The 23,165-nt window shown below is 55.6% G+C and carries 19 protein-coding genes; 13 read left to right on the forward strand and 6 right to left on the reverse strand.

Annotated elements, in window-relative coordinates; translation table 11 throughout:
• The first annotated feature begins 27 nt into the window (after nt 1-27).
• The 8 genes from rsmD to G438_RS12400 all read left to right on the forward strand — a co-directional run bounded on the left by rsmD (nt 28) and on the right by G438_RS12400 (nt 8,084).
• Nucleotides 28-609: a 16S rRNA (guanine(966)-N(2))-methyltransferase RsmD gene (gene rsmD, locus G438_RS11455; RefSeq protein ID WP_034285703.1), complete on the forward strand. Its 582-nt coding sequence runs from the start codon at nt 28-30 to the stop codon at nt 607-609.
• Nucleotides 606-1,082, forward strand: coding sequence for a pantetheine-phosphate adenylyltransferase (gene coaD / locus G438_RS0108125; RefSeq protein ID WP_026460898.1), 477 nt, complete (start codon nt 606-608; stop codon nt 1,080-1,082). The genes rsmD and coaD overlap by 4 nt, the downstream gene beginning before the upstream one ends.
• 36 nt (nt 1,083-1,118) lie before the next feature.
• Nucleotides 1,119-1,817, forward strand: a complete 699-nt coding sequence (locus G438_RS0108130) for a hypothetical protein (protein ID WP_026460899.1) — start codon at nt 1,119-1,121, stop codon at nt 1,815-1,817.
• The gene (locus G438_RS0108135) at nt 1,810-2,352 is read left to right on the forward strand and encodes a YceD family protein (protein ID WP_026460900.1); all 543 of its coding nucleotides are present in this window, start codon (nt 1,810-1,812) and stop codon (nt 2,350-2,352) included. Before G438_RS0108130 ends, G438_RS0108135 begins: the two co-directional genes overlap by 8 nt.
• Nucleotides 2,352-3,071: a ribonuclease III gene (rnc, locus tag G438_RS0108140; RefSeq protein WP_026460901.1), complete on the forward strand. Its 720-nt coding sequence runs from the start codon at nt 2,352-2,354 to the stop codon at nt 3,069-3,071. The genes G438_RS0108135 and rnc overlap by 1 nt, the downstream gene beginning before the upstream one ends.
• A gap of 77 nt (nt 3,072-3,148) precedes the next feature.
• A complete protein-coding gene (locus G438_RS0108145) occupies nt 3,149-3,766 on the forward strand; it encodes a response regulator (RefSeq protein WP_026460902.1) in 618 nt (205 codons plus the stop codon).
• Between the two features lie 311 nt (nt 3,767-4,077).
• A complete protein-coding gene (locus G438_RS11460; protein ID WP_051259426.1) occupies nt 4,078-7,743 on the forward strand; it encodes an alpha-L-fucosidase in 3,666 nt (1,221 codons plus the stop codon).
• A 110-nt stretch (nt 7,744-7,853) separates the two neighbouring features.
• On the forward strand, nt 7,854-8,084 hold the full coding sequence (locus tag G438_RS12400) for a hypothetical protein (RefSeq protein WP_131245857.1): 231 nt from the start codon (nt 7,854-7,856) through the stop codon (nt 8,082-8,084).
• Nucleotides 8,085-8,147: 63 nt separating this feature from the next.
• Here G438_RS12400 and G438_RS0108160 read toward each other — a convergent pair whose 3' ends face one another.
• From G438_RS0108160 to G438_RS0108185, 6 genes are all read right to left on the reverse strand, one after another.
• A complete protein-coding gene (locus G438_RS0108160; RefSeq protein WP_026460903.1) occupies nt 8,148-9,776 on the reverse strand; it encodes a sensor histidine kinase in 1,629 nt (542 codons plus the stop codon).
• Nucleotides 9,773-11,596 (reverse strand): thiol reductant ABC exporter subunit CydC, encoded by a 1,824-nt coding sequence (cydC, locus tag G438_RS0108165; protein ID WP_034285705.1) that lies wholly within the window; start codon nt 11,594-11,596, stop codon nt 9,773-9,775. Before cydC ends, G438_RS0108160 begins: the two co-directional genes overlap by 4 nt.
• Nucleotides 11,593-13,389 (reverse strand): thiol reductant ABC exporter subunit CydD, encoded by a 1,797-nt coding sequence (cydD, locus tag G438_RS0108170; RefSeq protein WP_026460905.1) that lies wholly within the window; start codon nt 13,387-13,389, stop codon nt 11,593-11,595. Before cydD ends, cydC begins: the two co-directional genes overlap by 4 nt.
• A 93-nt stretch (nt 13,390-13,482) precedes the next feature.
• Nucleotides 13,483-14,601, reverse strand: a complete 1,119-nt coding sequence (cydB, locus tag G438_RS0108175; RefSeq protein ID WP_026460906.1) for a cytochrome d ubiquinol oxidase subunit II — start codon at nt 14,599-14,601, stop codon at nt 13,483-13,485.
• Nucleotides 14,602-14,617: 16 nt separating this feature from the next.
• Nucleotides 14,618-16,165, reverse strand: a complete 1,548-nt coding sequence (locus G438_RS0108180) for a cytochrome ubiquinol oxidase subunit I (RefSeq protein WP_026460907.1) — start codon at nt 16,163-16,165, stop codon at nt 14,618-14,620.
• 173 nt (nt 16,166-16,338) lie between these two features.
• Complete coding sequence (locus G438_RS0108185; RefSeq protein WP_026460908.1) at nt 16,339-16,545, reverse strand: hypothetical protein; 207 nt, start codon at nt 16,543-16,545, stop codon at nt 16,339-16,341.
• A gap of 241 nt (nt 16,546-16,786) precedes the next feature.
• Between G438_RS0108185 and G438_RS0108190 the strand changes: the two genes are divergently transcribed.
• The 5 genes from G438_RS0108190 (at nt 16,787) to G438_RS11470 (ending at nt 23,122) form a co-directional block, all read left to right on the forward strand.
• A complete protein-coding gene (locus tag G438_RS0108190) occupies nt 16,787-19,279 on the forward strand; it encodes an Rne/Rng family ribonuclease (RefSeq protein WP_034285707.1) in 2,493 nt (830 codons plus the stop codon).
• A gap of 222 nt (nt 19,280-19,501) precedes the next feature.
• Nucleotides 19,502-19,984 (forward strand): cytochrome c nitrite reductase small subunit, encoded by a 483-nt coding sequence (gene nrfH / locus G438_RS0108195; RefSeq protein WP_026460910.1) that lies wholly within the window; start codon nt 19,502-19,504, stop codon nt 19,982-19,984.
• Nucleotides 19,985-20,008: 24 nt separating this feature from the next.
• Complete coding sequence (locus tag G438_RS0108200) at nt 20,009-21,466, forward strand: ammonia-forming cytochrome c nitrite reductase subunit c552 (protein WP_026460911.1); 1,458 nt, start codon at nt 20,009-20,011, stop codon at nt 21,464-21,466.
• Nucleotides 21,456-22,337 carry a tetratricopeptide repeat protein gene (locus G438_RS12085; RefSeq protein ID WP_051259427.1) on the forward strand — a complete coding sequence of 294 codons (882 nt, stop codon included), beginning with the start codon at nt 21,456-21,458 and terminating at the stop codon, nt 22,335-22,337. The genes G438_RS0108200 and G438_RS12085 overlap by 11 nt, the downstream gene beginning before the upstream one ends.
• Nucleotides 22,337-23,122, forward strand: coding sequence for a cytochrome c biogenesis CcdA family protein (locus tag G438_RS11470; RefSeq protein WP_051259428.1), 786 nt, complete (start codon nt 22,337-22,339; stop codon nt 23,120-23,122). Before G438_RS12085 ends, G438_RS11470 begins: the two co-directional genes overlap by 1 nt.
• Nucleotides 23,123-23,165: the final 43 nt, after the last annotated feature.

The following is a 23,165-nucleotide window of genomic DNA, read 5'->3' on the forward strand; positions in this document are numbered from 1 at the left end:
CACGCTCGAAGAACCTAAGATACGCATATGACCAGAATCGTTGCAGGCACCGCCAAAGGCCGCGTCCTCCAGGTGCCATCCAAGGGAACGAGGCCCACTTCTGAGCGTGTTCGTGAAGCGCTGTTTTCGCGCCTTGTCCACTGGGGTGTCATTGACGAGGCGATGGTCCTTGATCTTTTCGCGGGTAGTGGGGCACTGGGACTGGAGGCCTTGTCACGAGGCGCCGGGCAGGCGACCTTCGTTGATAGCGGCAAAGACGCGTGTCGGGTAATACAGGCCAATATTGCTGCCACGGGACTGAGAGGGCAGGTGTGTCGCAACGATGTTGTGGGCTACCTTGCCGCCGGCTCTGAGGCCCAATCGTGTCGAGGCGAGGTTGGCCTCGTCTTCATCGACCCTCCGTATGACATTGCTGAACAGACCTTGACCGACACCTTGGGGGCACTTGGGCCGTGGATAACTCCTGATGCCCTAATTGTCGTCGAGCGATCCAAACGAAGCCCCCAGCCGAACTGGCCAACCTTTCTCCAGTGTGAAGATGTTTCAACCTGGGGTGAAACAGTCTGCTGGTTCGCTGGGCCACCGCTGAACGCAAAGGAAACACAATGACGTTACGTACTGTGCTTGTTCCAGGAAGTTTTGACCCTTTTACCGTTGGCCACCTTGACATCGTGCAGCGGGCGTGCGCACTAGCTGACCACGTGGTGGTAGCAGTGGGGACAAACCGCACAAAAAGGCCAATGTTTACGCTCGCTCAGCGCCGCGCCATGATCGAAGCGGCCACACGACACCTTCCGCAGGTGAGTGTCATCCCGATGGAAGGTACGCTGATCGATGCCTACCGTGAGGCGGGTGCAGGTGCGGTGATCAAAGGGCTACGTGATGCCCACGATTTGACGTGGGAGCAAACACAGGCAGCAGTGAACCGTGAACTTGGTGGTGTAGAAACGGTGTATCTGCCAACGCAGAGCCAGTATGCTCATATTTCCTCCACGATGGTGCGTGAACTCTTGTCGTGGGGAATGGATATCTCTCGGTATGTTCCACAGGGTGTTAAAGCATTTATAGGCGACAATGAATGATGAAGCTTCACTGCGACTTCGACATTTGGAGGATATATGTCGCAACAGGACGCTCCTGAATGGGAGGATCAGGCCGTATACGGTCCTTCAACGGTCATTGCTGTCCTTGATCGAATTGAAGACCTGGTCGATGACGCTCGCAGTGTGCCACTGTCAGCCAATGTGATGGTCAACAAAGCCGAAATTAAAGACCTTATTGAACAGGCCAGGGAGGCGCTCCCAGAGGATATTGTCAATGCTGACGCTGTTGTTGCCGATGCCGATGCTTTGTTGGGTCGGGCTGATTCGGCGGCAGAAGTGACCATCGCTGAGGCAAATACGCGTGCGCGCACAACCCTTGACCAGGCACGTGAGAAGGCAGAGCAGTTGGTTGAGGATGCCACGCAGCAGGCAACGGCGACCACAGCCCGTGCAGCTGAAGAAGCGGAACGGATTCGACAAGACGCGCAACGTGAGGCCGAAGAGATACTGGCTGATGCTAAAGCTCAGGCTGAACGCATGGTGACCACAGAGAATATTGCTCAGATGGCTCAAGACCGTGCTCGACAGATCGTTGCTGAAGCGCGTCGGGTGGATGCGCAGCTGCGCAGTGGCGCTGATGACTATGCGGCAAAGTGTTTGACTGAAGTGTCGACGCTACTTCATGATCTGCAGCGCCGCACTGACGCAGGCCGCAGGGCAATTGCTCAACGTAATGGTGTTGATCGCACGGATGTGTCGTTGAACGATGACTGAAAAGACGCTTGTCCTTTCGTTGATTGACCTACCTCGCCACATTGGTGCGCGTAAAGCGTACGACTGTGTGTGGATGGTGCCTGGTGACCTGGGTACGCCTTCGATGTGCGTTGCCCAGGGTAGTGAACTGCCATTGTCGATAGAAGTAACCTCGGTTGATAACGGCGTACTTGTGCAGGTGCATACCCGTGTTCTTCTCGAAGGCGAATGCGTGCGTTGCCTTGACCCAGTGACACGAAGCCACGATGTGAGCGCAGCGGAGGTGTTCTTCGAATCGGCGCCAACTGATGCGGATGACAATGATGAGTTTTTCCTCATTGGCCCCCGTGATACGGTAGATATTGAGCCGATGCTGCGTGATGCCATCGTGACACTGGTGGATGCGCGCCCGCTGTGTCGGCCGGAGTGCCCGGGGCTGTGCTCGGGATGCGGAGAAAAATGGGATGACTTGCCTGACGACCATGAGCACGTGGTGATCGATCCGCGTATGGCTTCATTGTCCGCGCTCCTTGACGGTATGGAAAGTAAACAGTGATGGCACGTAAGACCCGCCTTCCGCAAGCAGTCGATCCCACGCCGTTACGTCAGCGGTGGGGCTGTGAGATCGACGATGAGCTGTTGAGGCTTGCATTGGTGCATCGCTCGTGGGCCAATGAGGCAGGGGGCGTGCCCAATAATGAGCGTCTTGAATTCTTGGGGGATTCTGTTCTGTCAATTGTGACGGCGGAGTATCTTTACGCGCATCATCCGTCACGACCGGAATCGGATTTGTCGCGTATGCGGGCGGCTGCGGTGGCGCAGGAGCCACTTGCCGAGGCGGCGCGACGTTTGCGTGTCGGTGACTACATTCTTCTGGGCAGGGGAGAGGATGCCTACGGTGGGCGCGACAAGCCGTCGATACTATCCGATACTTTTGAAGCGCTTGTTGGTGCAACGTATTTGACGGTTGGCTTCGAAGCAACCCGCGCCGTTGTTTTGCGACACCTTGGATTCTTGCTCGAGCGTGCCGCCAGCAATTCTGCAGCGCGGGATTGGAAGACGGTGCTGGTGGAATATGGTCATGCACGTGGATACGGTGAGGTGACCTACGAGGTGACAGGTGAAGGACCTGATCATGCGCGGAGCTTCCATGCGCAGGTGTTCTTCGCTGGCAGAAGTGAATGTGTGGGGCAGGGAACTGCTTCATCCAAGAAACATGCCGAGCATGCAGCGGCACGTGATGCTATGCGAAAATTTGGAGCAGAAATCGATTAGTCTTGGGACACAAGTCCCAGGGTAATGTCTATTGTGATGTGAGTGAGTGTGAAGTGACTACGCCAAGTATTAGAGTCATGATCGTTGATGATCATGAGATCGTTCGTCGCGGTATCGCCGAAATTGTCGATCGTGACGAGGCGTTAGAGGTAGTTGCGGAAGCAGGTACCGTTGGTGATGCGGTTCGTCGCGCGCAGCTAGTGCGTCCTGATGTTATCCTCGTCGATTTGCAGTTACCGGATGGGACCGGTATCGACATTATGGATGCGATACGTGAGGTGGCGCCTGACGTGCTACCCGTCGTGCTGACGAGTTTTGATGATGACACTGCTTTGGCAGAGTCTTTGGCTGCGGGTGCTCGCGCGTATGTGCTGAAAACTGTACGGGGTGCAGAAATTACAGATGTCATCAAGGCGGTTGCTGAAGGGCGTGTGTTGTTGGATGAGCGCACGTTGGCGCGCCGCCGTGCTGACCATGATGACCCGACGGCTGATCTGACCCCATCAGAACGGAAGGTGCTGGATCTTATTGGTGACGGCCTATCCAACCGCGAGATCGGCGACAAATTAGGGGTAGCGGAAAAGACAGTGAAAAACCACATTACGTCACTATTATCGAAAATGGGCCTGCAGCGCCGCACGCAGGTCGCTGCCTGGGTTGCAGGGCAACGTGCCTCCGCATGGCGAAACTCGTGAGTACTCGCTTGTACTGACATTGGCGTGCCTCCTGTGAATGCAGGGGGCACGCTTCAGTATGAAGCTGTGATGGGTATCGAAGGTGATGTGGGTATGACAATAACGTTTCAAAGTGCTGCATATCACATTATGCTGTGATCAGGCTATATAACTTTTGAAACTATATTTTTTGACGGCTGTGACAAGTATTTATTCGAAAACTATGCGCAGTGATTGGCATGTTTACTAACCTCTAAGAGGCCTCTCAACGCTGAGTGGCTATCGAATGTTCTCATTCGACACAACCCATCGCGGAAGGAAACGGAAGCGTAATGACGCGCAACAGATTCATCGCCGCAGTTGCAGGTGCCGCTCTGGCAGCAAGCGGAATTATTGGCGCTGGTACAGCCGTGGCCGCCCCGCCGACAACTCCTAATGTTGGAGATATCGTTGGCGTACCGGCCGAAGTACCCAATTCACCCAATCCCAAGATTGCTGCATGGCAAGATCTTCAATTTGGTCTGTTCATGCACTGGGGTGTCTACTCGATGTTCGAGGGACGCTACAAAGGGGAAGCGCAGGTCACAGGCTACCCCGAACAGATCAAAGCGTGGAAAAACATCCCCAAGGACGAATACCTCGCTGAAGCACGTAAGATGACGGCACAGCGTTGGGATGCCGGGCATATCTGCCGCACCGCAAAAGCCGCAGGTATGAAATACGTGATGATCACGACGAAACACCACGATGGCTTCGCCATGTGGGATACCGCCACCACAACCTACGACGTTGTTGAACAAACGGGATACGGCAAAGACCCCATCAAAGAACTGCAAAACGAATGTGCCAAAGTCGATATGAAGCTTGCCTTCTACTACTCGATTATCGACTGGGAAAAACACGAGGCGGAACCCTACGGGAACGTTAACCCCATCACTGACGAACACGTGCAGTACAACCTTGACCAAATCACTGAGCTATTGACTAACTACGGTCCTATCGCAGAGTTTTGGTTCGACATGGGCGGCCCAACCGCTGCACAATCCAAGCGGATGGCTGACAAAGTACGTGAACTTCAACCCAATACAACTGTGGTGAATTCACGCGTATGGAACGACCAAGGTGACTTTGAGGTGGGCGGCGACAACGCTGTCCCCACGGATTTCCGCATTGGCCCATGGGAATCAATTCTGTCAATCTTCCCGCAATGCTGGTCCTACTGCAGCACCTACAAAGCAAACCGCGCTGACAGCAACATCTTGCCCAAGAGCCGTGAAGCTCTCAATGGCCTGATTACTGTCGTTTCAGGCGGCGGCCAATACGCCTACAATATTGGTCCCAAGGGTGACGGTTCCATCGATCCCTTCGACCAGAAGGTCTTGGACAACTTGGCTGCATGGAGGACTCGCCACCCTGATGCTATCAACGGTGCAAAAGCCACATGGTTCGGCAACCCCTCATGGGGCCGTATCACCACCAAGGGCAATGCGCTCTACCTGTTCCCACGGACATGGGAGGCTGGCAATACCCTTACACTTCCAGGTGTAGCCAATCAGGTGAGCAAGGTGACGATTGACGGCACCGACACGCAACTACCCTTTACGCGCAACGGCCTTGATTTGACGGTCACGATGCAAGGCGATAATCCCGACGAATTGCGCGCCGTTATCAAGGTCGAATTAGACGGACCTGCACGCATGGTACCGACAGAGACCGTGACCCTTACCAACGGTCTTGGCACCATTGACACCGAAAATGTTATTCGTCGCTCAGGGGCAAAACGAGGTGCGGTGGTAGTCTCTGACGCCTATGTTGTTGATCGATCAGGGAAGAACTTCAAGCACGTTGAACTCACATTCAACGCCACGGGACTTCAAGCTGACCAGCGCTACAAGATCAGCTTCGGCGATAAGAGCGTTGTCCTGTCAGGTGCTGAAATTGAGGCTGGTGCCATCAGCCCAGGATTTACTTTGGGTCCCAATGAAGTGAAGCGTCTTCGCATTGAATTAGCTGACCCCAGCTACTATGCGAATCCCCTTGGCGTTCGGATTAATTCCATCGAAGTTGTTGCAACCGAAAATCCACAAGAAGGTATTGCACCTTCGTGGCGCACCCAACCGAAGAATGTGGAAGTACGCGAGGGCCGCATTGCCGTCTTTAGCGCCTCTGCTGTTGGTCGCCCAAGCCCGTCCTACCAGTGGTACCGTGCAGATGCTGATGGTGAACCTGTGGCAATCCCAGATGCCACTGCCAGCACCTACTCGCTCACCACTACGGCTGCGGACAACGGTGCGGTCTTCACTGTGGTGGCTCGTAACGCTTCAGGTGAAATTACCTCAGAAGGTGCGACACTCACGGTGACACCGCCAAGCGCCAACCTCGCATTTGAAAAGAACGCACGCCAAAGCACCACCAGCTGGGGTGGCCTGCCAGCTCGCGCCGTTGACGGCAATACTGATGGCGTGTGGGACAACAACTCCGTGACGCACACCCGTGAATATGGTGATGAGCAGTGGTGGGAAGTCGATCTCGACGCTGACTATAAAGTCACCACGGTCAACGTCTGGAACCGTGCCAGAGCGGATATGTGCGGGGCAACGTCATGCGCCGATCGCCTTGCCGATTTCTATGTTGTGGCCTCCCCGACCCCCTTCCCTGAAGGATCCACCAGCGCCTCCTTGGCTGCCGACAGCCAAGTGCGTGCCATAAAGGTTGACGGTGTAGGCGGCTACCCATCGGTGGTAGATTTCCAAGGCTTCAAAGCACGCTATCTGCGCGTAATCCAAACCAAAGCCAACACCGCTCTGTCTCTTGCAGAAGTGGAAGTCAAGGGCACACCCGCAGCCGAAGCACCCACCCTGGGTACGATCGATGCAAGCGGTAAGCCTGCAGAGCACTTCTCCAGTGCCGGCGACGGCCAATCCCGTACCATCACCGCACGTGTCGGCACCGAGATCACGCTGACCACTGCTGTTGGCGGCGATCCCACCCCCACCATCAAATGGCAGCAATTCGCTGACGGTGAGTGGAGCGATATCGCCGAGGCAACCGCACCGACGTACACCTTCACCCTCACTACCAAACACGACGGAACCTCGCTACGTGCAGTGGCAACCAACGCAGTGGGTAGCGTGGAATCCCAAACCATTGAACTCAAGGTTCTTCAAGTACCTGTGATCAACTCATTGACGCTTGAAACGCAAGCAGGCGAAGCGGTTGAACTCACCGATGCAGGAGGATGGAAGGTCGCTACCGTCGCCGATGGGACGAAACTCGTCGCAAAAGCTGCAGTAAGCGGACAACCAGAACCAAGCCTTGTATGGCAACGTCGTGTGGCTAACGACGAAGCCTCTCAATGGACCACCATTGAAGGTGCTACCACAAGCTCCTACGCACTGACTGCCAACGCTGAGCTCAACGGCACGCTCATACGAGTTGTGGCAAGCAATCCAGCTGAAGAGGTGGCCTCAACGCCCATTCACCTCATGGTGAAGCCCACACCAAGCAACCCGGACGACCCCAAGCCGATCAACCCCAGCGACCCAACGATGAAGGTCACCTTCTCTGCCACGCAGGTGGCGGCTGGCGGAACTATCGACTTCACCGTCTCCGGTTTCGAAAAAGGCGACAAGGTCACCTTCGAGGTGCATTCTGAACCCTACAAGGCAGGTGAAGCCATTGCGGACGACAACGGTGTGGCACGTCTGACATGGAAGATTCCCGCAGACTTCCCCGCGGGAACACACCATCTCCATGCCTACGCTGGGGCCAAGAAGGTCATCGCGGCCTTTAGCATCACACCAAAGGACACAGCGTCGGCCGATCAAGGTAAGACTGCTGACACCAGCAAAGCAAGCGTGAAAACCGGCTCAACGAAGGTCGGCAAATCCGCTCTGGCTCGCACTGGTGCCAATGGCGACATGCTGCTCATCCTCACCGCACTACTTGCTGCGGCGGGCCTGGGTGCAACTGCGTGGCGTAGGCGAAACCTGCGTTAGATAGCAGTGGCCTGAACAGGCACTCACGCTAAGGGGCGAGCATATTGCTCGCCCCTTAGTATGTCCGCTCCTTCGCATGGGGTGCTCCTTCGCATGGGGTGCTCCTTCGCATGGGGTGCTCCTTCGCATGGGGTCTTCCCTCCGCATGGGGTCTTCCCTTCGCATGGGGTCTTCCCTCCGCATGGGGTGTTTCTCCGCATGGGGTGCTCCTTCGCATGAAGTGGGCGCGCCCAATCAAGCGTGCAACTGGTGGTTCTTATGGTGCCGCAACCGCTTCCCTATACGTGAGGCGGGGCGTCGATATCGTTGCTCCCAAAGCGCCCCGCCTCGGGAAACAGTGAGGCAGGAGGTCTCGGACGCCGAAGCACTTGCCAGCTAAGGCAAGGCCCCCACGCTGCAGGTACTTACGCCAATGGCGCCACCCACGTAAATGACGCGCCCCTGCTGCCAATACCCACGCCTAAATCAAAAGAACCGCCATGACGCCGCGCCCGCTCAGTCATATTCGACAGGCCTGAATTACGTGTCCTATGCGGATCAATACCCTGCCCATCATCAGCGATACTTACGGTAATCGTTCCACCATCGTCCCGTCCGTCAACATCGATCGTGACTTGAGCTGCAGTGGCTCGCGCATGGCGGGCAATATTTGAAAGCCCCTCACGAACCACTGCCACCACGTCATCCCACAGATCCGGGTCAACGCGGCCCTGTAAATCAGCGATCATGTCTTCTTCTAGGTGTTCCACTTCATTAATCGCTTGACCATCAACGCTGATGAGTAATGACGGGGCAAATCCCAAGAAAGAGCGTGACAATGAGGACTCGCGGCGAATACGTTCAACCAAGCCTACGCTGCGATCCGGCTCACGCAGGTCGTGCACGATTGCGCGAATCTGTCGCACAGCCTCGTCAATACCCGCCAACGAATGATCTAACGCTGCGGTAATCGACTCGCGATTAAGATCGCCCGCCAACACCTTCTGCTTGGCAGCATCTAAACGCATCCCTGTGGCAAAAAGCTGTTGGATCGCAAAATCGTGCAAGTCACGACCAATCCGGTCGCGTTCGTCAAGGAGCGAGGCGACATCTTCCGCATGCCGTGCTGACGCCAACTCAAGAGCAAGGGTGGCTTGAGAGGCCAAGGATTCAGCCAAGGACAACTCGGAAACATCAAACTCGACGGCACCTTCCTTACGCAGGAGGATCAGCACACCGATGGACTCGCCTCGGGAACGCAGTGGCGCATACAGTGCCGGTCCAAAAACGCCCAGCGAAGGGACACGCATAGATTTGGCGCGCGCCAGCGAGTCAACAATCATGCCGGTCCCTTCAGCAAGTACCTGCATGGCGCGTCCTTCAGGGGGAAATATTGCTCCCAGTATTTGGGACGCATGGTATCCCTCCGTGATTTCAGCAGCCCACGTTTCACCAACTGACGGCAATACGATGACTGCCGTATCTGCTCCCGCTACTTCGCGAACTGTTTGTGCAATAAGGACCAGTGCTTCTTCCTCATCAGCACCCTCAAGCATCGTTGTCGTTAACGACTGCGACGCGGCGATCCATCGTTCACGTCGGCGCGCATCGGCGTACAGTTGCGCATTCTCCACCGCGCTGCCAGCGGCACCGGCGAGCGCCTCAACGATGCGCGCATCAGCCTGGTCGAAACCACCGAGGCTGTCGGCCAGATAAAGGTGGGCATAAACACGCTCGTGGACCAGAACTGGAAGAGCCAGGATATTTTCTGCTGGCCCAGCGTCGTTCACCTCCTCAAGGTCGTTGAGCAGTAAATGCCCGGTATTGGGGATTAATGGCAGAAGGGATAACGGTACCGACAAAGCGGGACTGCCATAGCCGACTTCAGAGGTGACATTGCCCCATGTGTCAAGGACGGCAAGTGTACCGTGGCGGGCGCCAGTGAGTTGACAGGCTTGACGTACACAGATCTCAAGGGCGCGGCGTAAATCAAGATTTGATGCAAGGTCAAGGGCTGCTTCAAGGAGCCGCAATTCTGAGCGGTCAGTCATTATTTCTCCTGATCACACGCATAACGGTAGGCGGAATGGTTGTGGTAAAGCTCCTGATGGGTACCACGCGCCACGACGCGTGCTACCGCGTCAGAATTATCTTTGCCTAAAACAAGCACTTCATCAGCATATGTAAGCGGACTCAGGCGATGGCTGACCACAAGTACGGAACGCTGAGTATCTGCTAATAAGGTCGCTAGGAGCGTATCCGCGGTTGCTGCGTCGAGGTGTTCACCCGCCTCGTCAAGTAACAGATGCGAGGCATTGCTTGCCAATGCGCGTGCCATCAATAGGCGGCGACGTTCGCCACCTGAAAGGGTGGTGCCACCTGCCCCTAGCACCGTGTTAAGGCCCGCAGGGAGCCTCTTCGTCCACTCCGAAAGGCCCACGCGTGCCAAGATCGCCTCAGCTTCCGATTCGTCGAGGCCAGGGCGTGCCACGCGAAGGTTCTCAAGGACAGTTGTGGCAAAAATATGGGCATCTTCAGCTGTTACCGATATGGCGCGGCGAAGGACATTGGGCTGGTAGTGCTCAAGCGGATGACCGTTGACAGTGACCTCGCCGCCACGTGGCGGGAGAATACCTGCCAAGGTGAGCAGGAGGGTGGTTTTTCCAATGCCTGATGGTCCAACGATTGCCAGGGTTTGTCCGGGTCCCAATGTGAAGGTGATATCGTCCGCCAGGATAGGTCCGCCGGGCCATCCAACAGCAAGTTTTTCTGCTTGAAGTACTGTCGTTTCGTCGAGCGACGCTAATGGGGCCGCCTCCGGTGCTGTTGGCGTTTCCATATCCGATGGGGTACCCATTGTCGAGGCGTCCCTCCTTGGCCCGTCAGCACCACCAGAGGGGCCGAGCAGCGCATCAATACGCACAGCAGCTTGCGCAGAACGGACCAGTTGGGTGGCCGCAGGAGCCAACTCAGCTGTACCTTCGAATGCAGCCAACGGTGTCAAAACAATCACTGCCAATAACACCGGCGCAAGATCACCAGCTGTTGTTTGGGAGATGCCAACAAGTAACGCCCCAAGTACTGCCATCCCCATCGCCAGGCGATCCACTGCTAACGCCAGGCCATGGAGGCGCGCCGAATGGTGCGAGGCGGTGGTGAGTTCGTTCTCTGCCTGCGCCAAATGTTCACGTACAGCGTTTAGTTGCTCATTTACTTGAAGTTCTGCGGCATTGTCTAGGAGCGTATGCGACAGTGAAGCAAGGGCTGTGCGTGCCTGACGTGTCCGTATCTCAACGGCGCGCGTGGCACGCATGATGATCAGTGGTGTCACTACGCCGGAAACTGCGAGCATGGCTGCGAGGATGGCTGCCGAAACGGGAGAAACAATAGCGATGCCAACGACGCTGCCGATGCCAACGATCGCAGTCACTGTTGTGGGGAGCAACGCCTTGACCACAAGGTCGCCCACATCATCGACGTCGGCACCGGCGCGGGCAAGAAGGTCGCCACGTTTGAGCTGCGCGACGCGGTCGAGGGGCTGATGAGCCAAGGTTGCATAAATGCCCTGTCGGAGCTCGTCCATGCCAGTCATCGCAACCTTGTGGCTGGCCAGGCGACTCAGGTACCGCATTAACGCACGTCCGACACCGAACATCCGTACGGATACTGCGGCGACCGTGAGGTGAAGGACTGGGGGTTGCTGTGAGGCGCGGGCAATGAGCCAAGCCGAGGTGGCGGCAAGGGCAATGGCACAACCGAGGGTGAGACATCCGAGGGTGATCGCGAGGAGTATTTCTTTGGGCTGAGCATTGACGAGGCGAAGGACCCTCCGCAGTGCACGTTTCTCTTGGGCGCTCAGTAGTATGGGCGTCATTTCATCGTCCCTTGAGAGGCGGCAAGTAATTCGGGTAGTTCAAAATCTGCGACCTCAGTGGCGTCATCGGCGGTCAATTCAGGCCAGTGGGCGATGTCATCGGCGCTGGCCGGTGCTGAGGTGACATTGATGACGTGGTCAGCGGCGTTGCGTACTGCTGCGCTGTGGGCAATAACAAGGACTGTTTTTCCTTGGCTGCTGAGGCGTTTGAGTGTGGCGACAACTGTATCTTCGCTGATTGCATCCAGGTGGGCGGTTGGTTCGTCAAAGATAATGAGCTGTGCGGGGCTGAGCAGTAGGCGTGTCAGCGCAAAACGTTGGCGTTGCCCGATGGAAAGGCCCGTGCCACCGTGCCCGATGCAGGTATCCCATCCGTGTTCTAGGGAGGCGAGTACCTTGTCGAAACCGGTTGCGGTGGCAGCCTGGGTGAGTTCATCAGTGGTTGCCCTTTGTCCAATATTGTCTGCCAGTGTTCCCGGTAGCACCGTTGGTACCTGCGGGATCCAGGCCACGTGGGTCCACCAGTCGGCACGACTGATTGCTTCCAAAGGGGTGTTGCCGACGGTAATCGTTCCGCGACTGGGCGTGAGTAAACGAAGCAAGGCGGCCACGGTGGTGGATTTTCCTGCGCCACTGTGACCAGACAATACGGTGATCGTGCCCGGGGTGATGGTAGCGGTCAGATGTGCAGGTGCCCAGGTAGAGCGTGCCGCAATGGAGAGATCATCAATATGTATGGGCGTGATAGCAAGGTCTGGGCAGGGAGTTGGGGGGAGTGTCGCATCGTCTGTTGCGCTACGAGGTGAGCCAGTTGCGTTGGCTCCGCTACCGGCTGAGTCGCTCTGGTCGTCGATAATCTCAAATGCGGCTTGTGCTGCTGCAACACCATTTGCTGAGGCATGGAATTGCGCACCCACCTGGCGAAGTGGCTCAAATACCTCAGGGGCCAACATGATAACCGCAAGCCCCGCGAAGAGGCTGATATTGCCGTAAACCATGCGCATACCCACTTCGACCGCGACCAAAGCCACCGACAGTGTGGCAAGGAACTCAAGGACGCCACCTGAAAGGAAAGCGATTTTCAAGGTCGACATTGTGATGCGGGTATTTTTCTCGCCGAGTTTTTTCAGGTGTGCCCGCGGGCTATCTTCGCGTCCAAGTGCCCTCAGGGTGGGCAGGCCTGCCATCAGATCGAGGAGTTGAGATCCTAATTGCTGCATGGAAAGCAAGCGTGCCTGGGAGGATTCTTGAGTGAAACGGCCAATAAGGGCCATAAAGATCGGGATCAGCGGAACGGTAAAAGCAGCCACTACCGCAGACCAGAAATCGAGGATCAATATGGTGAGCAATGCCAGCGGGGTGACGGTGCAAACCAGAATCAACTGTGGCAGGAAGCGAATGAAGTAGGGAGCAAGGTCGTCAAGGCCACGGGTCAGTAAGGTTGTGGTGTCATTCCCGTGACGTGCTAACCATCGAGGTCCCTTGGCAATGGCAGCAGTAAGTACCCTATCCCGTAGTTGTCGAATAGCCTGATCGGCTGCTCGCACAGCGATACGTTCACGTAAACCGACAATCAGTGAGCGCACAAGGATGGTCGCCGCCAAACCAATAAGTACGGGTACAACCTGTTGCAGTGGCACCTGTGTGGTAACTACTGGGGCAAGCGCGCCTGAGATGAGGAGTGCTTGGATGATGACCAAGGCCGCTGTTGCCACTCCAAGAATGGCGGTGATGATGATATAGCGACGTGCACTGCGCGCATATCTCATTAGCCGTGGATCTAGAGGACGCATAGGACCATTGTGCCTTTCCAACGCAGTCTTGCCTAAATGAACAACCGGGGCTTCGCGCTTCGCGCGAAACCCCGGTTGTGGTTTCAGCACATCCTAGCCAGCAAGGAAATTGTGGCCAAGACGGATCTGTTTGGGCAGAAGGCCCGTATCCGTATCAACATCGTCAGTGGAGATGCGGTGACGGAACACCCAATATGACCAGGCGGTATAGCCCAGAACGACTGGCACAAATACGACTGCCACGATCGTCATCACGGTCAGTGTTGATGTTGTCGACGACGCCTGCTCAATGGTCAGGGAGTAGGCGGGATCAATGGAGGACTTCATCACTGCGGGGGCCATACCGGCGAAGATCCATGCCACAGCGCCAGCGATACCCAGGATGGAGAAAATGAAGGATTTTCCTTCACTTCGCAGCGCATTTTGTGAGAACGCTGCCGAGGCGATGAAGCACAGTGCGGCAACGATGAGTGGAATCCATGCCAGCACATTCGTGACGTAGGCGAATTGGCCCCACAGTACCCACACTGCTGCTAGCACGGTGGCAACTGCGGTAGTTGGACCAGCGATGGTATTGGCACGTTCGCGGACGACACCTTCTGTTTTTAACGCGAGGAATTGCGCGCCATGTGCTAGGCAAATGGCGATGAGGACGACGCCACCGAGCAAGGTGAAGGGTGTCAGCAATGAGAAGAAACCGCCAGTGAGTTGGTGTGAGGAGACGTTGAGCATATCCGCCACCGCCTCGGGCGCAACGATGTTGCCATCGCGTCCAACAACTTCAATCTTCATGCCTTGCACGAGGTTGGCGAAGGCAACGCCAAGGAGAAGTGGTACGAGGAAGGCCGCGAACATGTGGAAACGGTCCCACAGGTGACGCCATTTTTCGGTGGCGATCTTTGAACGCCACTCAAGGGCGGCGATGCGCAAAATCAGGGCAACCAGCACCAGGAAAAGTGCAAGGTACATGCCGGAAAACATCGTGGCATACCATTCGGGGAAGGCTGCGAAAGTTGCGCCGCCAGCGGTGAGTAGCCACACCTCGTTGCCGTCCCAGTGTGGGCCGATGGTCCGTACCACCTGGGTGCGTTCCTTATCGTCTTTTGCGACAATGCCCGAGAGCATGCCGACACCAAAATCAAAGCCTTCAAGGATGAGGTAGCCGGTCCACAGAACCGCGATGAGGATAAACCAGAGGATGGACAGTGTCATGATTCCGTTCCCTTCCTCAGTAGCCGAAAGAGAGGTCAGCGGTGTCAGACCCCTCAGTTGACGTGGACTTATTGGGATGGATGCCCTCTTGCGCGTAACGCTTAATGAGGAGGACCCAGATGACGCCAAGGACGCCGTACAAGAGGGTAAAGAGCACCATAGTGGCACCTACCTGCCACGCTGGCACGTGGGTAGAGACACCAAAATCGGTCATCATCAGGACCGAACCCACCGGGTCGCCACTTTGCAAGCCAGCAATATTGGGGTGTACAACCCAGGGCTGACGGCCCATTTCAGTGAAGATCCATCCGAAGGAGGCGGCGATGAAGGGCATGGGGATACTCCACAGCGCGAAGGTTCCCAGGGCTTTTGATTGGCTTACCTGTCCCTTGCGTGTTGCCCAAAGGCCCCACGCGGCGAGCAGCGCTGAGAATGCGCCGAAAGCCATCATTAAGCGGAAGGACCAGAAGGTTGCCATTTGTGGTGGGCGGAAGTCGTATTGAGCTGCGTCACCGTAGGTGGCGACAAAATCTTCATTTGAGTTCAGAAGCTCAACCATGCGTTCTTGTTCCTGCATAACGCCAGCGGCTGGGGCAGTGAAGGAGTTGTGGGACATAAACGAGGCCACGCCGGGGATCTCAATGAACTTCGTTGGTGTTTGGCCACTGTCACCCAAGGGGCAGCCACCAAACTGTGCCACGGTGAAGGCAGCACCTTCGGTATCAACACAGATACCTTCAGCGACCGCCATTTTCATTGGCTGCAATTCGACGAGTTCTTGACCTTGGAAGTGGCCAGTTGCTGCGGTGCCCAGACCACCAATGATTGTCACTAACATGCCGAAGCGGGCAACGGGACGCCACATATCTCGTGCTTCTGCCTTGCCTGCTTCACCGCCCTCGCGTGCGGCGCGAGTCATCCACCACAATGCCAGGCCCGCGACGAGGGTACCGGCGATCATCCATGCAGAAGTAATGACGTGGGTGTATTCCCATACCAATACCGGGTTGAAAATCACGTCAAGGAAGCCGGTGACGCCGTCAAGTTCAGCGCGACCTGTTTCGGGGTTATACACTGCGCCAACGGGGTGTTGCATCCACGAGTTTGCACCAAGAATCCACAGTGCTGACACAGAAGTGCCGATGGCGGCCAACCAGATGCACAACAGGTGGACGCGCTTAGAGAGGCGGCCCCACCCGAAGATCCACAGTCCAATGAAGGTGGATTCGAGGAAGAATGCCAGTAGCGCTTCAACCGCGAGAGGGGCACCGAAGATATCGCCAACGAAACGGGAGTATTCGGACCAGTTCATGCCGAATTGGAACTCCTGGACGATACCTGTGGCTACACCGAGCGCGAAGTTAATGAGGAAGATTTTTCCGAAGAAGCGTGTGGCGTGAAGCCATGCTTCTTTTCCGGTCTTGTGCCATATGGTCTGCATAATTGCGACCAACAGCGACAGGCCGATTGTCAGCGGAACCTGAAGGAAGTGGTAGACGGTGGTGATACCGAACTGCCAGCGCCCCAGGGTCAGCGCATCAAACGCTGTCTGAGCGAGGGTCATGGCGTCGCCTTCCGACGAGTCTGTGTTGGAATGGACCGACAGTTGTCTGCCGTCGCAGACAACACGTCATGCCAGAAAGATACCCTGTATTACCACCCGGTTAGGTCCAATCGAGGGTGTGATTCGCTTAGTATGGGTGAATTGCAATGAATACCACTCTTTTTCTGACATTCTTAGGTGTTGATGTGGTAAACCGGAGCGGTAAAAGAGCGGCGGTCCTCAACTTCGGGTGCGATTAGAACATGGCCGCGTGCTGTTTGGCTTACCACGCCGCAGTTTGACTTTCCAGGGCGGCGATGACGCGCCACGACATCGAAGTGGCGAATTGTTGTGCCGAGCGCGAAGGAAACTGACAGGACAATATTTTCGACGAAGAACACAGTGGGCCCCTCTGCCCTTCAATGCCGTAACTGTGGAACAATAGGCGGTGAAGATGGGAGTCACGAATCATGCCTTCGTGACAATGGGTTACCAACCGGACGTATGTCGCGGTAGCAGCGGACCCTCCGAGCATCCTCGGACCCACAGGATTTCCGTCCCCTCGCGGGGCGAGCACTGGATGGGCGGTGGCATGAACCGCATCATCTACATAATTGGAGCACCGTGTCTACAGACTCACATATGCCGGAAACTCCGGCCGCATCACTACTTTTCCAGGCCCCTGCCTTCCAAGCACCGGTATTTGTTGCCCCCAGTATTGACGAGGCGCCAGCAAAGCCTCGTCGCAAAGCCAAGTCCGAGGCTACCACCGCTGAGCCAAGTGTTGACGGTGCTGAGGATGTGCCACCAAAAACCAAGAAACGGCGCACGACGAAGACTGCAGAAGAAGACGCTACCTCGTCCAAACGTGCACGACGTAGCCGCAAGGTGGTTGACGAAACGCCTGAAGAGCCTGCAGTACCTGAAGACGTTGAGCCGGTCACTGTTGAGGTTGACTCGGAGGACACCAACGAGGATTCGGATGGGACAAGCCGTCGTCGTCGGCGTAGGCGCACCCGTTCTGTGGTCACGGATGAGGACGATAGTGGCGACCTTAACGACCAGGTGACCGCCCTCAAAGGCTCAACCCGCCTCGAGGCCAAGAAACAACGCCGTCGTGATGGACGCAAAGAAGGACGTCGCCGCCACGGCTTGACCGAGTCAGAGTTCCTCGCGCGCCGTGAATCCGTTAACCGCGTGATGGTGATCCGTCATCAAGATGGACTGGACCAGATTGCCATTCTCGAAGATGACCTTCTTGTGGAACATTATGTTGCTCGCCGCACCCAGACCTCAATGGTGGGCAATATTTACCTTGGCCGTGTACAAAACGTTCTGCCATCAATGGAAGCTGCCTTCGTTGATATCGGTCGTGGCCGTAACGCGGTGCTTTACGCAGGTGAAGTCAATTGGGATGCTGTCGGTCTTGAAGGTCGCCCACGCCGCATCGAGTCTGCCTTACAAAGTGGTGACGCCGTTTTGGTGCAGGTCACTAAAGATCCAATAGGCCACAAGGGGGCGCGACTCACCAGCCAAATTACGCTTGCAGGACGCTACTTGGTGTTGATTCCTGGCGGCTCAATGATGGGTATTTCCCGTAAGCTTCCGGATAAAGAACGAACCCGGCTGAAGCGGATCCTTAAAGAAGTTGTCCCTCAGGGGGCGGGCGTGATTGTACGAACCGCAGCCGAAGGAGCCAGCGAGGAACAGATCGCCCAAGACGTTGAGCGTTTGAGTAAACAATGGGTCGAGATTGAAGAAAAGCAACAGAAGAACAAGGCTGCACCGGTTCTATTACGTGGTGAACCAGAACTTGCTGTTCGTGTTGTGCGCGATATCTTCAACGAGGATTTTTCAGCTCTTCTTATTCAGGGCAAAGAGACGTATCACACGGTGAGAGACTACGTAGAGGAACTATCACCCGAGTTGTCTGAACGTGTGCAGCACTGGGTGTCAAATGAAGATGTCTTCGCGGCACACCGTATTGACGAACAGCTTGCCAAAGGCATGGACCGTAAGGTGTGGCTTCCCAGTGGCGGTACCCTCGTTATTGATCGAACCGAAGCAATGACGGTGGTTGACGTCAACACCGGTAAATTCATTGGGGCCGGTGGCACCCTTGAAGAAACCGTGACGAAAAATAATCTTGAGGCTGCCGAAGAAATAGTTCGTCAGCTCCGCTTGCGCGATATTGGCGGCATCGTCATTATCGACTTCGTTGATATGGTTCTTGAAAGCAACCGTGACCTTGTACTGCGACGCCTAGTGGAGTGCTTGGGCCGTGACCGTACCCGACACCAAGTCACTGAGATCACCTCACTTGGCCTGGTACAAATGACCCGCAAACGAGTTGGAGAAGGCTTGGTCGAAGCCTTCTCCACTACATGCCAAACCTGCGAAGGTCGCGGCTTCATTGTGCATCATCACCCAGTGGAGTCTGAAGGTACGCCCAATAAAAAGAAGAAGAAAAATGCGCCCGAACCTCGGCGTATCGAAGACGGACCTGAACGCGAACGTGCCCGTGAAGCATTAAGTGCGATAGCGGCGGCAAGTACCCACAGGGAGGAGACATCGTCCAAGGACGATACAGCTGAGTTGAGTGATGCCGCAGGGCAACCAGATGATGCCGTGGCGACAGCCGATATTGATGAGACACGAGCAAAAGATTCGGTGTCGCTAAATCCAGTAGCCGTAGCACCCTCTGGTCCTCAAAAGCAGAAGACGGCTCGCGTCAAGCTGGGGCAAGAAGCACCTGTGAAACGGAAGCGCGCTCGTCGTGTTGCCACCTCCGAATCGAATGAGCCGAGCGTGGAGAGTGCTTTACCGGAGCCGACGCCCCAGGAGGAAACGGCCGCGGTCGACAAGGGAGGGCCGAGGCCTTTTGAAGAAAGTGCTCAGGCAAGTCCGGCTCCCAAGAAACGGCGACGTGCGGCATCGCTGCAGTCCGCAGAACCACAGGACCGTAGCAGTAGGGCAGAGTCCATCGTTTTGCCACCTGTTGTGCAGGACCAGGCGTCACCTCGAGGCGCAACATCCCTTGACGAAATTGTTCTGCCTGAACGTTCACAGGATGCCCCAAAGACACGTAAGCGGCGTCGTGCAGTGTCTACGGGTGTAGTGTCGACGGGGGAGTAGCCGTGCATACAATCTGGCGCATTTTTGTTGATGTCCGTTAATGCATTGGGGGTTGGGATGTAGGTCCCAACCCCCAATGCATTATCTAAAAAATGGCGTAATCTGGCACATTCTTTTTTGCGGCAATCTTCCAAAAAGTGGGCAAGGTTACTAGAATATTTGGCAATGCAACAGCCTGACGTTCTGTCATTAAACTGCAGTCCCATCAAGGAAGGTGTTCCGATGAAGCGACACGTGAAGGATCGAAGTGCCTCCACGACACTTCTCGCTGTCCTTCTTGCCTTCGTTGTGGGCGTCGCTAGTGGCCTGGTTATTTACACCTTCGTCTTTGCTAAAGGTTATTCCTACCTATCCAGCGATCCCAACGTCTGCATTAATTGCCACATCATGGAAGAGCAGTATGACGGATGGAAGGCCGGTCCTCACCGTCATAGCGCGGTATGTTCTGATTGTCATTTGCCACACGACAGCCTCGTCAGCAAGTACTACGTCAAAGCAGAAAACGGATTCTGGCACGGCCTGAAATTCACCACTGGTGACTACCCCGAAAATATTGTGGCGCGGCAAATATCTGTTGATATCACTAACGAAGCATGCCTGTACTGCCATGCCGATGTCACCGACGACATACGACACCCCGTTTCTAGCAGTGACACCGAAGTCTTTGATTGCGTGCGTTGTCACCACAACATCGGTCACGAGTAGGCCACAACACAAGGAGCAACAGAAATGGACACGAAACAATCCACCACACGAGGATTGATGACGAGGCCACTGTTCTTGGCGCTACTCGTCGTCATCGTTGCAATTGTCACCTTCCTCGTCACTGCGCTTTTGATGAATATCATGCAGCGCCAGCATGAAGGTTCGACTACCTTCACGAAGGTCGTTGAGCTAACCGAAAGCACCTATGACCCTGCGGTGTGGGGACAAAATTTCCCCACGCAATATGAGTCATATAAGCGAACCAGTGAATTCGTGCAGTCGGACCATGGTGGTGTCCTCGTTGACCACAGCGTGGAAGGGGATCCACGTACCCAGGTACCGTCCTCGAAACTTGAAGAGGACCCCCGCCTCGTAGATATGTGGGCGGGCTATCCGTTTGCAGTGGATTACCGGCATGCCCGCGGCCACGAATACATGGCGATCGATCAGCTCTATACGCTGCGTAATACCCAGTTCAAACAGCCGGGAACCTGCGCGAACTGCCATGTTTCTGCCCCCGAACTCTACGATGCGTTGGGTAATGGTGACCGTGATGCAGGATTCCTTAAGATGGGCACAGTTGGACTCACGGATCTGCTATCGGGTGACAATGCGCATCCAGTGGCATGTATCGACTGTCATGATCCGCAAACGATGGCACTGCGTGTGACCCGGCCCGCCTTCGAACGTGGCATCGCAGCTGTAAAAGCGTTGGAGGGCATTGAAAACTACGATGTCAACACCGATGCTACACAGCAGGAAATGCGTGCCTATGTGTGCGCACAATGCCACGTGGAGTATTACTTCCAAGGTGAAGACAAGGTCTTGACCTTCCCCTGGGATGAGGGCCTCGATATTGATGATGAGTATGCCTACTATGAAAATATTGGTCACGTCGATTGGACCCATAAGACCACTGGGGCAACGATGCTGAAAGCTCAACATCCCGAGTTTGAAATCTGGAGTAACGGCGTACATGCTGCCAACGGTGTTACCTGCGCCGACTGCCACATGAATTATCAGCGTGAGGGTGCAGCTAAAGTCACCAACCACCAGATCACTACGCCTTTGGCCAATGTCAACGCCTCATGTGGAACCTGTCATAAGACAGGTGACGGCGTACTGGAAGCACGAGTGGCAAATATTCAAGATGGTTTCATTAACTCCAGGGACCGTGCCTTCGATGCGCTCGTTGGGTTGATCCGCGATATTGAAAAAGCTCAGGCCGATGGCGTCAGTGCCGAGCACATTACGCTGGCTCAAAGTTATCAGCGTAAAGCCAGTTTCTACATTGACTACGTGTACTCGGAAAACTCCTACGGCTTCCACGCCCCCGACTACACCCAACGGATCCTTAACCAGGGGCTTGATGCGGCGCGCATGGGGCAGCTTGCCCTCAAGGGTGTATCCGCCCAGGAGCTTGCTGCCTCAGAGGTGAGTGTGGCAAATGCGAGCCACGCTGAGAGCGCCGATGCCCAATAAGCAGCCCACCAGTCACGATTCACTGTCCGAGTTTGTCGCTGGCCTAAGCGCGGATGAGCGTGCCCACCTTCTCATTCTGCTCACACAGAATGAAGAGGCGGTCGGGCATCAGCAATTGAGCGAGGGGGACGAGCACGGTATGCAGGCAGGCGATGGACACGCGCCTCGACTGGGTGAAGATGCTGAGGGTGAACGAGGCGGTCCTGGGTCTGGTGACGACCTGACCCAGGACGGTGCTGGGAATGGTGATGAGACACCTAGTAAAGCAGCGCGTGGCGACGACGATGAATCCGACGACTTCTATAACGATATGGAAGGCGAGGAGGACCTCATAGCTGCCCGCGCGACCCGTCGCATGAAGGCACGTCGCCACGCGCCTGTCGAGAAGGCACAACTGAGTGCAGTACTGAAATTCGCGTTATTTGCTGCCGTTGCCTGTGGCATGATTGCAGCAATATGGCTGGCAGGAATCTCAAACCAACAGCAAAGTGCTGAGACTGCGAGCATGACCCAGCAAAATAGCGCCTCGGCGATTGCTGAACGGCTCGCCCAACTGCACAACCAGGTTGAACGCAGCCCGAACGATACTGACGCACGTTTGGAACTGGGAGCGCTCCTCTACGACACCGGCGATGTGATGGGTGCCCAAGAGCAGTGGAAGGCTGTGACCGATATTGACCCAGAACAGTACAAAGCCTGGTACTTTCTTGGGTTCACCTACATGATGAGTGAAACGCCTGACGAAGCTGCCGCCGTACAGGCGTGGCAAAAGGTCATTGAGCTCGCACCTGAATCTGCGGAGGCACAAACAGTTGCCGAGCACATGAGTCAACTTGAGACAACGGAAAATTCCTCCACTGTGGGTGAGTAATGGATGCCGTTACCATTCCTCTCGCATTCTTCGCTGGAATAGCAGCCTTCGCCTCGCCCTGCTTTCTTCCGCTATTGCCTGCCCTCCTTGCCTATCTAGCGGGACAGTCTCAGACGGTATCGCCGTCCCTCGCAACTGTCGCCGCGTTACCTGCACAAGGCTTTATCCGTGCCAAACGCGTCGCCCCTCATCGAAATGCCAATACAAATGTGAGCAGTAAGGGTACGTATGCGGTGCTTCATGCAGCGCTATTCGTTGCAGCATTCACCGCATCATTTATCGCAATGTGGGCCGTTGCGGCGTTATTGGGTACTGGCATGGGGCGATTGAGCGAAATACTACGTATTGTCGGTGGAATATTGTTGATACTTTTTGCAGTCCACGGTTTAGGGTGGATCAGGCTGTCGGCACTTAACCGCACTCTGCGTTTTTCTATTGGGACTCAGGCAAACGCCTCGTGTATGCGCTCATTCGTTATGGGCTGTGCCTTCGCTTTCGGGTGGTCGCCGTGCATTGGCCCTATCCTTGCCGCGATCATAGCCCTGGCTCTATCAACGTCAACAATGTGGCAAGGCTTCACCCTTATGCTCGTGTTCTGTCTAGGAATGGGGTTACCCATCGTTGTGTTGGCACTTGGTGTCGACACGGTGACGAAGTATCTGCGAGCGCTCAAGGGCTGGCAACGCACCATTCAGATCGGTGCCAATATCTTGATGCTGCTGATGGGGGTGCTGATGCTCGCTAATTTGTTGGCGCCACTATCGGCAGTGAATTGGAATGCATAAACGATCACATTTATCGCTCGTTAAAGGCACAATACGTATAAGG

The organism is Schaalia suimastitidis DSM 15538 (assembly GCF_000429105.1).
Taxonomy (GTDB): Bacteria; Actinomycetota; Actinomycetes; order Actinomycetales; family Actinomycetaceae; genus Pauljensenia; species Pauljensenia suimastitidis.